This is a genomic window from Pseudomonas aphyarum (assembly GCF_028657055.1).
Taxonomy (GTDB): Bacteria; Pseudomonadota; Gammaproteobacteria; order Pseudomonadales; family Pseudomonadaceae; genus Aquipseudomonas; species Aquipseudomonas aphyarum.
In genome coordinates this window covers 116,865-130,878 of the sequence record NZ_JAMDGS010000007.1, presented here as the reverse complement: position 1 = coordinate 130,878, position 14,014 = coordinate 116,865, and the positions used below count along the sequence as shown (strand labels likewise).

1 protein-coding gene (running past one end of the window) is annotated in these 14,014 nt (G+C 64.6%); it reads right to left on the bottom strand.

Translation table 11 applies throughout. The annotated features are described in order from the left end of the window. Nucleotides 1-28 precede the first annotated feature (28 nt). Nucleotides 29-14,014 carry the 3' portion of a non-ribosomal peptide synthase/polyketide synthase gene (locus M5G18_RS10880; protein ID WP_273900035.1) on the bottom strand. Its footprint extends 1,077 nt past the window's final position, so the window shows 13,986 of its 15,063 coding nt (coding positions 1,078-15,063); its start codon lies beyond the right edge, outside the window; its stop codon occupies nucleotides 29-31.

Below are 14,014 nucleotides of genomic sequence, written 5' to 3'. Positions count from 1 at the left end.
AGTGGTGTTTGCGGTTACAGAGCAGGTTTCAGGACATGGCTACTGATTCAACGATCTCGCCGAGCATTTCTTCAGCCTCGGACAGGAAAGTTTCATCTCGCGGGATCTGGAAGTGCCCGCAATCGAGCCATTCACCGCCCATGCCCGGCTGTTCGAGTTGCGCCGCCAGTTCGACCGCCTCCTCTTCCCGGCCGAGCGTCCACCAGCAGATCGGCTGCACCGCCAGCGGCGGACAGCGGTCGAGCTGCAACGACAACTGTTTGAGCCGGCGCGCCACGCTGAACACATGGGCCAGTTCATCGGCCCCCAGCGCCACGTAGGTCGAAGCCCCGCGCTCGGCGCCCATGGCAGCGTTGAACACCGCGCGCAAGTTGTGCACGGTTTCCTCGCCATCAATGGTCACGTTCGCGGCGGCGTCCGGCAGGGTGACCCGCAGGAAGTCGCGCAGATCGGCTCGCCAGTCATCCACAGCGCCGGCATTGATGGCCGCCGAGGCCACGAAGCTGTCCACCAGGCCGACGAACTGCACCTGCTGCCCCGCCTGTTCCAGCTGCGCCGCCATCAACATCGCCAGCGTACCGCCGAGCGACCAGCCCAACAGGTGATACGGCCCCTGCGGCTGTTTCTCGCGGATCTGCGCCACGTAGTCACTGGCCATGCTTTCCAGCGACGTGTCGCTGAAGGCCGGGTCGAGCAACATCCGCGACTGGATCGCCAGCACCTGGCGCTGACCGCTCAGACGACGGGCCAATGGCTCGTAATCGAACACCGTGCCGAAACCGGCGTGGATGCAGAACAACGGTGCCCGGCCCTTGACCTCGGCGTTCATCGCCAGCAGGCCGGAGGCCTTCTCGGCAGCGCCCTGAACACTGGCCACCAGTTCGGCGATGCTCGGTTTCTGCATCAGATCGCGCAGTTTCAGGCTCAGGCCCTGGGACTTGAGCACACGGCTGCGAGCGACCACCTGCAGGCTGAGGATCGAGTCGCCGCCCAGCTCGAAGAAGTTGTCGGTGAGGCCGACGCGTTCGATCTTCAGTACCTCCTGCCAGATCTTCGCCAGCGCTTTCTCCAGTTCGGTGCGCGGCGCCACGTAATCCTGACGCTGTTCGGCGCCCGGATCCGGCAAGGCCTTGCGATCGAGTTTGCCGTTCGGCGTCAGCGGCATGCGCTCAAGCAACATCAGGTGCGCTGGCACCATGTAGTCCGGCAGGCTGGCCTTGAGCTGTTCGCGCAGGCGTTCGCACAGACCGTCCACCGACGCGTCGGCACTGGCCAGCACATAACCCAGCAGTTGTTTGCCACTGACGCCCTCGCGAGCGACCACGGCGGCATCGCGCACACCCGGTTGTTGCTTGAGGCGCGCTTCGACTTCACCCAGCTCGATTCGGAAACCACGGATTTTCACCTGATGGTCGATCCGGCCGAGGTAGTCGACCGTGCCATCGGCGCGCTGGCGCACCAGGTCACCGGTGCGATACAGACGGCTGCCATCGGCGCTGAACGGGTTGGCCACGAAGCGCTCGGCGGTGCCGCCGGCGCGCCCCAGATAACCACGGGCCAGCGCGCCACCGAGGTAAAGCTCACCGGCAATACCGACCGGCAAGCGGTTGAGATCGCTGTCGAGCACGTAACCGCTGCGCTCACCGACCACGCTGCCGATCGGCGCGTAGGCAGCGCCGCAGACATCCTCGGCACCGGCCTTCCAGATCAGCGGCGTGACCACGGTTTCGGTCGGGCCGTAGCCGTTGATGATGTAGTGCGGTTTCAGCGCACGCTTGGCCAGTTCGAAACTCGCCACCGGCACCGCATCGCCGCCGAAGCAGTAAATGCGCACCGGCGGTGGGTTGCCGTGTTGCTCGGCGTGTTCGGCCAGCTGTTGCAGGTAAACCGGCGGGAACGCCGCCACGGTCACGCCGTGCTGATGCATGGCGTTGTAGGTCTGCTCGGCGGTCCACAGGCTGTCGTCACGGATCAGCAGGCGTGCGCCGTGGGTCAGGGTGGTCAGCCAGCGCTCGTGGGCGCCGTCGAACGCGAACGACATGAAGTGCAGTTCGCAATCGGCCTCGCTCATTTCATAACGCTGACCGATCGCCGCGCAGTGCATCGCCAGCGGCCCGTGAGCCACACCGACGCCTTTCGGCAATCCGGTGGAACCGGAGGTGTAGATCACGTACGCGAGGTTGCCCGGTTCTACAGAAACCTGCGGCGCAGTATCCGACTGGGCGCTCAGATCCAGTTGATCCAGCTCCAGCACATGCAGGTTGTCCTGAGGCGGCATCACCTGACGCAGGCTCGAATCGCTGAGCAGCAACGCGATCCCGGAATCACGCATCAGATAACTCAAACGCTCGCGAGGATAGGTCGCGTCCAGCGGCACGTAGGCACCGCCAGCCTTGAGCACCGCCAGCAGCGCGACAATCATGTTTTCGCTGCGCGGCAACGCCACGCCGACCCGCACTTCAGGCCCGACACCCTCGGCGATCAGTGCATGGGCCAGGCGATTGGCCCGTGCTTCGATCTGACCGTAGCTGAACGCCTGATCGTTGAAGACCACCGCCGTTTGCTCGCGGCGTTGAGCGGCCCACTGACCGATGCGCTGATGCACCGCCAGTGCTGGCGGCTGCACGGCAACCACCGTCGAATCCGCGACCTGCGCAGTCGGCAGGCCGATGCGGCCCAGCGGTTGCGCAGCGTCCTCGGTGAGCGCGGTCAGCAGCCCTTCCATGTTGCTGCGGATGCCTTCCACGGTTGCCCGGTCGAAATGTTCGCGCAGGAACATGTACTCGATCACCAGCCCCTCTTCGAGTGTGACCATCAGGTCCATCGGGAAGTTGGTCAGGCCGGCGCTGGCGCTCTCGCCGAACTTGAGCGAGTCGTCGCGCCACTCGCGCAGCGCCTGATCGATCGGGTGGTTTTCGAACACGATGATGCTGTCGAACAGCGACTGCCCGGTACGCCCGGCCCAGCGCTGAACGTCGGACAGCGGCGTGTATTCGCGCTCGCGCATTTCCAGGTTGAAGTCCTGCAAGTCGCGCAGCCAGTGGCCGACCGCTTGTTCGGCCGGCACGTCCTTGATCACCGGCAAGGTGTTGATGAACAGGCCGAGGATCGACTCCGACGCCGGCAGACTCGCCGGACGCCCCGCCACCGTGGCGCCGAACGCCACGCAGCGCTGACCGCTGTAACGGCTCAGCAGCATCAGCCACGCGCCCTGCACCAAGGTGTTGAGGGTGATCTGCTGGGACTGGGCGAAGGCTTTGAGCTGTTCGGTGCGGGTTTCGCCCAGACGGCTGTACAGCGCTTCGTGACCGCGACCTTCACCGGTGCGGGCAACCGCGTCAGCGAGATAAGTCGGCTCGTCGAGCAGGCTCAGGTGCTCACGCCAGAAACCTTCACTGGCGTTGGCATCCTGCTGTTGCAGCCAGTTGATGTAGCGACGGTACGGCACCGCTTCGGCGAGCGGCTGGCCGGAGTATTCGCTCAGCACTTCACCGATCAACTGCGAACTGCTCCAGCCGTCGATCAGGATGTGGTGATAGGTCCAGATCAGCTGATAGCTGCCCTCGCCCACTTGCACCAGGGTCAGGCGTTGCAGCGGCGGACGATCGAGGTCGAAACCCTTGGCCCGTTCGCTGGCGGCCAGTGCCTGCAAGGCTTCTTCGGAATGATCCTGATCACGCCAGTCGAGCAGGCTCACCGGCAGCTGCGGATCGGCGAGCACGAATTGCAGCGGCTCGGCCATGTCCTGCCAGAGGAAACCGGTGCGCAGAATGTCGTGACGACGGCTCACCGCTTCCCACGCCGCCTTGAAGCGCGCCGGCTCCAGGCCCTGCACCGGAATGCTCACCTGGTTGATGTAGAGGTCGGCTTCCGGCGAGTTCAGACCGAGGAACAGCATGCCCTGCTGCATCGGCGACAAGCGGTAAAGTCCGACCAGTTGCCCGCCCGGCAGTGGCAGCTCGGCAATCTGCGCCTCGCTCAGACCGTGCAACGGCATGTCGACCAAAACGGCCACCGGAGCCTGAGTGCCTTCGGTTGCCTGGGCACGCACGGCCAGTTGCTGAATGGTCGGCTGCTGGAACAGGTCTTTCGGGCTCAGTTCGATGCCTTGCTGACGGGCGCGGCTGACCACCTGGATCGAGATGATCGAATCGCCACCCAACGCGAAGAAACTGTCGGTGGTGCTGATCCGCTCAAGGCCCAGCACGTCTTTCCAGATCTCCACCAGCGTCTGTTCGATGGCACTGGCCGGTTCGACGTGTTGCTGCGCAGCCGAGAACTCCAGCGCCGGCAGACGCTTGCGGTCGAGCTTGCCGTTGGGGCTCAGCGGCATCTGCGCCAGCCACATCCGGTGCGCCGGCACCATGTAATCCGGCAGGCTCGCGCCCAGCCAGCTCGACAGGCTGTCGTGCAATTCGTTGCGTGCAGCATCGCTTGCGTCGACAGTCGCCGGATCGCTCGGCACCAGGTACGCCACCAGTTGCTGGCTGCCCAGCACATCACGGGCAACCACCACCGCTTCCCGCACGGCGGCGTGTTCCATCAGCCGTGCTTCGATTTCGCCCAGTTCGATCCGCAGACCGCGCAGTTTGACCTGATGGTCGATGCGCCCGACGTACTCGATCACGCCGTCGGCGCGATAGCGCGCCAGGTCACCGGTGCGGTACATCCGCTCGCCGGCCGCGAACGGATTGGCGACAAAGCGCTCGGCGCTCAGCCCCGGACGACGGTGATAACCGCGCGCCAGACCGATTCCGCCGAGATACAACTCACCGGCTACACCCACCGGCAGCGGATTGAGGCCGCTGTCGAGAATGAAGGTCGACAGGTTGGCAATCGGCTGACCGATCGGCACGCCGTCGCGACCTTCGTCGCGGCAGGTCCAGTGGGTCACGTCGATCGCGGCTTCGGTCGGGCCGTACAGGTTGAACAGTCCGGCCTGCGGCAGTTTGGCGAAGACCTGCACCTGCGCATCCACCGGCAGCGCTTCACCGCTGCAGACGATGCGCTTCAGACCGGCGCAGCTCGACACGTTGGCATCCTGCAGGAAGGCCTGCAGCATCGACGGCACGAAGTGCAGCGTGGTGACGCGTTCGGCGTTGATCAGCGCGATCAGTTTCGCCGGATCGCGATGGTCGCCCGGTGCCGCGACCACCAGTCGGGCGCCGGTCATCAGCGGCCAGAAGAATTCCCACACCGAGACGTCGAAGCTGAACGGGGTTTTCTGCAACACCGTGTCGCCGGCGTCCAGACCATAGGCCTGCTGCATCCACATCAGGCGGTTGGTCAGGGCGCGATGGGCGTTGCCCGCGCCTTTCGGCATACCGGTGGAGCCGGAGGTGTAGATCACGTAGGCCAGATTGCTGGCGTTGTATTCGACCGGCGGGTTATGCGTCGGCAACTCGGCGAAGTCCGCGCCGGACGGCTCCAGGCACAGGGTCTGTACGCCGTCGGGAATCGGCAGGCTGGCCAGCAGATGCGGCTGAGTCAGCAACTGGTCGATGCCGCTGTCGGCGATCATGTAGCTCAGGCGATCGCGCGGGTATTCCGGGTCCAGCGGCACGTAGGCGCCGCCAGCCTTGAGAATCGCCAGCAGGCCGACGACCATTTCCAGGCTGCGCTCGACTGCAATCCCGACCAGCACATCCGGGCCGACCCCACGGGCGATCAAGCCATGGGCCAACTGGTTGGCGCGGGCATTGAGCTGGGAGTAGCTCAGAGTCTGGCCGGCGAACACCAGCGCCGGGGCGTCCGGAGTGCGCAGGGTCTGGGCTTCGATCAGCGTGTGTACGCCCTGCTCCAGCGGATAGTCGATGCCGGTGGCATTCCACTGCTCGACCATCAAGCGACGGTCGGCGCTGTCGAGCAAATCCAGCGCGCCGAGCATGGCATCGCCCGACTGCACCATTTGCTGCAACAGGTTTTGCAGTTGCGCGCTCAACTGCACGATCACCGAGTCGGTGAACTGCCCGCGCTGGTAGCTGTAGTGCAGCGACAGTTCAACGCTGACGTTCACTGCCAGGGTCAGCGGGTAGTTGGTCTGCTCGTGGTTGTTGACCTCGCCGAAGCGCAATTCTTGTGGCGCGCCCTCTTCCAGGGCCTGGGACACCGGGTAGTTCTCGAACACCAGAATATTGTCGAACAGCGCTTCACCGCTCTGCCCGGCCCAGCGCTGGATGTCGAACAGTGGCGTGTGTTCGTGTTCGCGCAGGCCGATGTTCTGCGCCTGCACGCTCTGCAACCACTGGCCGACGCTGTATTCCGAACGCGGGCTGGCGATCACCGGCAAGGTGTTGATGAACAGGCCGATCTGCTGCTCGACGCCTTTGAGCTCGGTCGGACGACCGGCCACGGTGGCGCCGAACGCCACGCTTTCCTGACCGGTCAGGCGCTGCAACAGCAGCAGCCATGCAGCCTGAATCAAGGTGTTGAGCGTGACCTTCTGCTGGCGAGCGAACTCGCCCAGACGCCGGGTCTGTTCGGCGTCGATAAACACGTAGCGCTCACCATGACCGTCACGCGAATCGTCGCTGCGCTGGGCCTGAATCGCCTGGGCCAGACGGGTCGGCTCCTGCAGGTTGGCCAGTTGCGCAGTCCAGTAGTGTTCGCTGACCTTGGCGTCCTGGCGTTGCAGCCATTCGATGTAGTCGCGATAACGCCCGGCCAGCGCCGGCAGGGTTTCCCCGGCATAACGCTGGAGGACTTCGCCGAGCAACTGCGAGTTGCTCCAGCCGTCCATCAGGATGTGGTGGTTGGTGTAGATCAGGTGGCAACGCTGATCGTCCAGACGCACAACGACCATGCGCAGCAGCGGGCCGTGGCTCAGGTCGAAACCTTGCGCCTGCTCGCTGGCGGCCAACAGATCCAGCGCTGCCGGATCGGCACTGCGGTCACGCCAGTCGAGCACACTGAACGGCATTTCCAGCTGCTTGTGCACCACTTGCACCGGACGCGCCACCTGGCCTTGCCAGACGAAACTGGTACGCAGGATGTCGTGGTTGTCCACCGCCGCTTGCCAGGCTTGCTGGAAGCGTTGCGGGTCGAGGCCTTCGACGTCCAGGCGAACCTGGTTGATGTAGTCGCCGGTCGCCTGCTCGTACAGGCTATGGAACAGCATGCCCTGCTGCATCGCCGACAACGGATAGATGTCAGCGATCTGCGGAGCCGGCAGCGGCAAGCTGTCAAGTTGTGCCTGGGTCAGGCCGGCCAGCGGGAAGTCCGACGGGGTCAGGCCTTCCACGCCCGGCGTCAGGCAGTGAGCGATCAGCGCGGCGAGTTCATCGGCGTAGTCGCGGGCCAGCGCCTCAATGGTGGCGCTGTCGAAACGCTCTTCGCTGAAGGTCCAGCCGACGCTCAACTCACCGCCATACACCTGACCGTTGAGGGTCAGCCAGTTACCCAGCGGCGCATCCGGGCTTTGCTCCAGACCAGCGTTGTCCGGGGCCGGCGCGAACAGTGCGCCGTCATCGGCTTCGAAGCTGCCGTCGAACTGACCGAGGTAGTTGAAGGTGATGCGCGGGGTCGGCAACGCCTTCAGGCTGCTTTGCGCGTCGGCATCACCAAGATGACGCAGCGCACCGAAACCGATGCCCTTGTTCGGGATCGAGCGCAGTTGTTCCTTGATCCGCTTGATCGAATCGCCCGCGCCTTCGGCCGGGGTCAGGCGCACCGGGAACAGGCTGGTGAACCAGCCCACGGTACGGGTCAGGTCGACGCCGTCGAACAGCTCTTCGCGACCGTGACCTTCCAGTTGAATCAGGGTCGACGCCTGCCCGCTCCAGCGCCCGATCACTCGGGCCAGCGCGGTCAGCAGCAGGTCGTTGACCTGAGTGCGATAGGCCGCCGGGGCTTCTTGCAACAGCTGCCGGGTCAGCTCCGCGCTGAGGCGAGTCTGCACGGTTTGCGCCAGACGATTCTGCTGGCCGGCGTCGAGACGCTTGCACGGCAGATCGGTGCTGACGTCGCTCAGGCAGGCCTGCCAGTAGGCCCGTTCTTCCTGCAACGCCGGGCTGTTGGCGTAGCGCTGCAAGTGTTCGCTCCAGTCCTTGAAGGCACTGGTCTTGGCCGGCAGGCTCAGGGCCTGACCGTTGATGGCTTGCTGATACGCGGTTTGCAGGTCTTCCAGCAGAATCCGCCACGACACGCCGTCCACCGCCAGGTGATGGATCACCAGCAACAGGCGTTGACTGCCATCGGCCAGATTCGCCAGCACCGCCCGCAGCAGCGGGCCGTTTTGCAGGTCGAGACTGCGCTGGGCGCGGTTGCCCAAGGCTTCAAGATCCGCGATGTCGGCAATGGTTTCCTGCCAGAGCAGGTCTTGCGGCAACGCATCGACCGACAGGTGTTCGGCCTGCCAGACGCCGCCCTGCTGGCTGAAACTCAGGCGCAAGGCATCGTGATGAATGACCAGCGCACGCAACGCTTGCTCGACCTTTTCGGCCGCCAGTGGTTGACGCGGTTTGAGCAGAACCGACTGGTTCCAGTGATGACGCTCGGGGATTTCGTCCTCGAAGAACTGCTGCTGGATCGGCAGCAACAACGCCGGGCCGGTGACCGGTTGCTGATCGATGGTCGACTCGCTGTCGCCGATCTGCGCGACCAGCGCCAGACGCTGCACGGTCTGGTGCTGGAACAGGTCTTTGGGGTTCAGACGGATGCCGGCCTGACGGGCGCGGCTGACCACTTGAATCGAGATGATCGAATCGCCACCCAACTCGAAGAAGTTGTCGTTCACACCAACCTGCGGCAGCTTCAGCACGTCCTGCCAGATCTCGGCCAGGCGCTGTTCCAGTTCGCTTTGCGGTGCCTGATAAGCCTGCTGTGCCTGACTCGCATCCGGCGACGGCAAGGCACTGCGATTGAGTTTGCCGTTGGCGGTCAGCGGCAATTGTTCGAGCAGCAACAGGTGCGCCGGGATCATGTGATCCGGCAGGTTTTCCTTGAGCGCGGCCCGCACGCTGTCGCGCCATTGGCCCTGTTCGGCAGCGTCGGCGTCGAGCAATGCGGCATCGCTCGGCACCAGGTACGCCACCAGTTGCTGACCACTGAGGCCCGGTTGCGCCAGCACCACGGCCTGACGCACGGCAATTTGTTCGAGCAGCTGCGCTTCGATCTCGCCGAGTTCGATACGGAAGCCGCGAATCTTCACCTGATGGTCGATCCGGCCGATGTATTCGATCACGCCGTCGGCGCGATAGCGCGCCAGGTCACCGGTGCGGTACAGACGCCCGCCATCGGCGGCAAACGGATCGGGAATGAAGCGCAGCGTGGTCAGGTCCGGACGGTTCAGATACCCCCGGGCCAGACCGGCGCGGCCGACGTACAGTTCGCCGATGCAACCCTTGGCCACCGGGTTCAGGTCGCCGTCGAGCAAGTACCACGACAAGTCCGGAATCGGCTCGCCGATCGGGCTGCTGGCATCGCGTTGCAGGTCGGCCAGCGAGATCGGCCGATAGGTCACGTGGACCGTGGTTTCGGTGATGCCGTACATGTTGATCAGTTGCGGGGCCTGATCGCCAAAGCGCTCGAACCATGGACGCAGGCTCTTGACCTCCAGCGCCTCGCCGCCGAACACCACGTAACGCAGGGCCGGTTGCGCCGCCGCATGTTCCGGGGCGCACGCCACTTGCATCAGTTGCTTGAACGCCGACGGCGTCTGGTTGAGGACGGTGATACCTTCACGGCACAGCAAGGCGTAGAAATCTTCCGGCGAACGGCTGGTCTCGTAAGGCACCACCACCAGTTTGCCGCCGTACAGCAGCGCCCCGAAGATCTCCCAGACCGAGAAATCGAACGCGTAGGAATGGAACAGGCTCCAGACATCCTGCGGGCCGAAATCGAACCAGGCATCGGTGGCCTTGAACAGGCGCAGCACGTTGTGATGGGCGAGCAAGGTGCCTTTCGGCTGACCGGTGGAACCGGAGGTGTAGATCACGTAAGCCAGGTTATCCGGGCTCATGCGCACCTGCGGGTTAGCGTCGCTGTAGCCTTCGAGGCCGTCGCGTTCCTGATCGAGCATCACGCTGCGCACCGAGTCCGGCACCGGCAGACGGCCGAGCAGATGACTCTGGGTCAGCAGCAGACCGATGCCGCTGTCGCCGATCATGTAGGCCAGACGATCTTCCGGATACGTCGGGTCGAGCGGCACATAAGCACCGCCGGCCTTGAGAATCGCCAGCAGCCCGACGAGCATTTCCAGGCTGCGCTCCACCGCCAGACCGACGCGCACGTCCGGCGCGACACCGCTGGCAATCAACTTGTGGGCCAACTGGTTGGCGCGGCTGTTGAGCTCAAAGTAGCTCAGGCTCTGTTCGCCGTAGGTCACGGCCACCGCGTGCGGCGCACGCGCGGCCTGCGCTTCGATCAATTGATGCAGGCACGCCTCGCTCGGGAAATCGGCCACGGCCGGGTTCCATTGCAACAGCGTGGCCTGACGTTCGGCCGCGTCATGCAACGGCAGCTCGGCGATGCGCTGGGCGCAATCGGCGACGATACCGTGCAGCAGATTCGTCCAGTGCTGCGCCAGACGTTCCATGGTCACCGCGTCGAACAGGTCGGAGGCGTAGGTCAGTTCGGCCCAGACGTTGTCCGCCGATTCGAAGGTGTCGAGGGTCAGGTCGAACTGCGCGGTGTGCGAGACCCAGCTCAGGCCTTCGATCTCGATCTTCGGCAGACGCGTCGCGCCTTCGGCCTGACGGGCCTGGCTCTGGTGGTTGTGCAGCACCTGGAACAGCGGGCTGTGGCTCAGGCTGCGTTCCGGTTGCAGCGCATCGACCAGTTGCTCGAACGGCAGGTCCTGATGGGCCTGGGCACCGAGTACGGTGTTTTTCACTTGCTGCAGCAGGCTGCGGAACGTCTGCTGGCTGTCGAACTCGGCTTTCAGCACCTGGGTGTTGACGAAGAAGCCGATCAGGCCTTCGGTCTCGACCCGGTTGCGGTTGGCCACCGGCACGCCGACACGAATGTCGGCCTGACCGCTGTAGCGATGCAGCAGGGTCTGGAACGACGCCAGCAGCAGCGCGAACAGGGTGACGTTTTCCCGTTGTGCGACCTGCTTGAGGCCGGCGGCCAGTTCGGCGCTCAGCGGGATGTCCTGACGCGCGCCCCGGTAGCTTTGCTCCGGCGGACGCGGACGGTCGGTCGGCAGCTCCAGCAACGGCTGGTCGCCGTCGCCCAGTTGTGCGGTCCAGTAGCTCAGTTGACGCTCGCGCTCACCGGCGTCCATCCACTGGCGCTGCCACACGGCGTAGTCGGCGTACTGCACCGGCAATGCCGGCAATTGCGCAGTCTTGCCTTCGCTGTGGGCGGCATACAACGCCACCAGTTCGTTGACCATGATGCCCATCGACCAGCCATCGGAGACGATGTGGTGCAAGGTGATGATCAGTGCGTGGTCATCGGCGGCCAGACGCAGCAGCTTGACCCGCAGCAGCGGGCCTTTCTGCAAGTCGAACAGGTGCAGGGTTTCGGCAGCGACCAGGGCTTGCAGCGCGGAATCGTCCAGCTCTCGGTCGATGGTTTCGACGGCGATGTCCAGCGCTGCCTGAGCCTGGATCACTTGCAGGGTCTGGCCCTGCTCCTCGACAAAGCAGGTGCGCAGGGATTCGTGGCGGGCGATCAGCGCATCGAAGCTGCGCTGCAACGCCGGCAGGTCCAGTTCACCGCGCAGGCGCAGTGCGGCCGGCACGTGGTAAGCGGTGCTGGTCGGCTCCAGTTGCCAGAGGAACCACTGACGTTCCTGAGCGTAGGACAGCGTCAGCGGTTGCAGACGCGGCAACGCAACAATCGACGGCTCCTGCTGCGCCTGCTCGACGCCGAGGGCGGCGACGAAATCCACCAGCGTGCTGTGTTCGAACAAAGTGCGCAGCGGCACTTGCACGTTGAGCGCCTGACGCACTCGGGAAACGACCTGGGTCACCAGCAGCGAATGGCCGCCGAGTTCGAAGAAGTTGTCGCCCAGCCCCACCTGCTCCAGTTTCAGCACCGCTTGCCAGATTTCGGCGACGGTGTGCTGGGTGGCGGTCTGCGGAGCGATGTAGGTCGACTGCAACTGGCTGGCATCCGGCGCCGGCAAGGCCTTGCGGTCGACTTTGCCGTTGGGGGTCAGCGGCAGTTGCGCAAGGAACAGCAAGTGCGCCGGCACCATGTACTCCGGCAATTCAGCCTTGAGGCTGGCCTTCAGTGCAGCGCGCAACGCGGCTTCACCCTCGGCATCCAGCGCCTCGCCGGACATCGGCACAACGTAGCCCACCAGTTGCGGGCCGGTCGGGCCGTCCTGAGCGACGACCACGGTTTCGCGCACGCTGTCGAGCGCCAGCAGGCGCGCTTCGATTTCGCCCAGCTCTATGCGGAAACCACGGATTTTCACCTGATGGTCGATCCGTCCGATGTATTCGATCACGCCTTCGGCGCGGTAACGGGTCAGGTCGCCGGTGCGGTACAGACGCTCGCCGGTGGTGGAGAACGGGTCCGGCACAAAGCGTTCGGCGGTCAGCGCAGGACGCTGGAAGTAACCCCGCGCCAGGCCATCGCCACCGATCAGCAGCTCGCCCGGCGCGCCGAGCGGATTGAGCTCCAGATCGCTGCCGAGGATGTACAACGCCGTGTTGTCGATAGGTTTGCCGAGGAACGGACGGCTGTTGTCCACGCTCAACGGATGCAGCGCCGACCAGATCGTGGTTTCGGTCGGGCCGTAAAGGTTCCAGACCTTCGGCGAGCGCGCCAGCATGCGTTGCGCCAGTTCCTGGGGCAGCGCTTCACCGCCACACAGGAAAGTGCGGCGGTCGAGAATCGCGGCGTGTTCATTGTCCAGCAGCATGCGCCAGGTCGAAGGTGTGGCTTGCAGCATGGTCACGCCGTGGCGGGCGATCAGTTCGAGCACCGTTTGTGGATCCTGATGCACGTCCTTGCCGGTCAGCACCACGGCGGCGCCGGCCAGCAGCGGGCCGTAGATTTCCAGGCCGAAAATATCGAACGAGAAGGTGGTCAGCGACAGCATGCGATCCGCCGCCGCGATGCCCGGTTGCTCGACCATGCTCGCGACGAAGTTGCTCAGGGCTGCGTGGCGCACCATCACGCCTTTAGGCTTGCCGGTCGAGCCCGAGGTGTAAATCGTATAGGCCAGGTGCTCGCCGTTCACGGCCACTTCAGGCGCGGTGGTCAGGTACGCCGCCAGCCAGTCCTGCGGTTGATCCAGCAACACCGTGGCAAGGCCGGCCGGGATCGGCAACAGCGTCTGCAAGTGCGACTGGGTCAGCAGCAACTCGATGCCGCTGTCCTCGATCATGTAGGCCAGACGATCTTCCGGATACGCCGGGTCCAGCGGTACATAAGCGCCGCCGGCCTTGAGGATCGCCAGCAGGCCGACGATCATTTCGACGCTGCGCTCGACCGCGATGCCGACCAGTCGATCCGGGCCGACGCCCAGCTCGATCAGCTTGTGCGCGAGCTGGTTGGCGCGGGCGTTCAACTCGCCGTAAGTCAGCACGTCCTCGCCGATGATCAACGCGGTGGCGTCAGGCGTTTTCTCGGCCTGCAAGGCGATGCGTTGCTGCACGCATGGCGCCGGCGCGGCGTGATCGACCACGCGTTTCCAGTCCTGCAACAGCACTTGATGTTCGGTGGTTTCCAGCAACGGCAGCTCGCCAACACGCTGGCTCGGTGCGGCGACGATGCCGTGCAGCAGGTTCAGCCAGTGGCGCGCCAGACGCTCGATGGTTTCAGGCTTGAACAGGTCGGTGGCGTAAGTCAGTTCCGCCGCCACGCCTTCGCTGGATTCGTAGGTGCCGAGGGTCAGGTCGAACTGCGCGGTGCGGCCCTCCCAGACGATGTCCTCGACGCTCAGTTGCGGCAGTTGCACCTGGCTCTGACGCTGGGTCTGGTCGTTGACCGCCTGGTGGTTGTACATCACCTGGAACACCGGGCTGTGGCTCAGGCTGCGTTCCGGTTGCAGGGCTTCGATCAGTTGCTCGAACGGCAGATCCTGATGGGCCTGGGCCGCCATCGCCGATTGCTT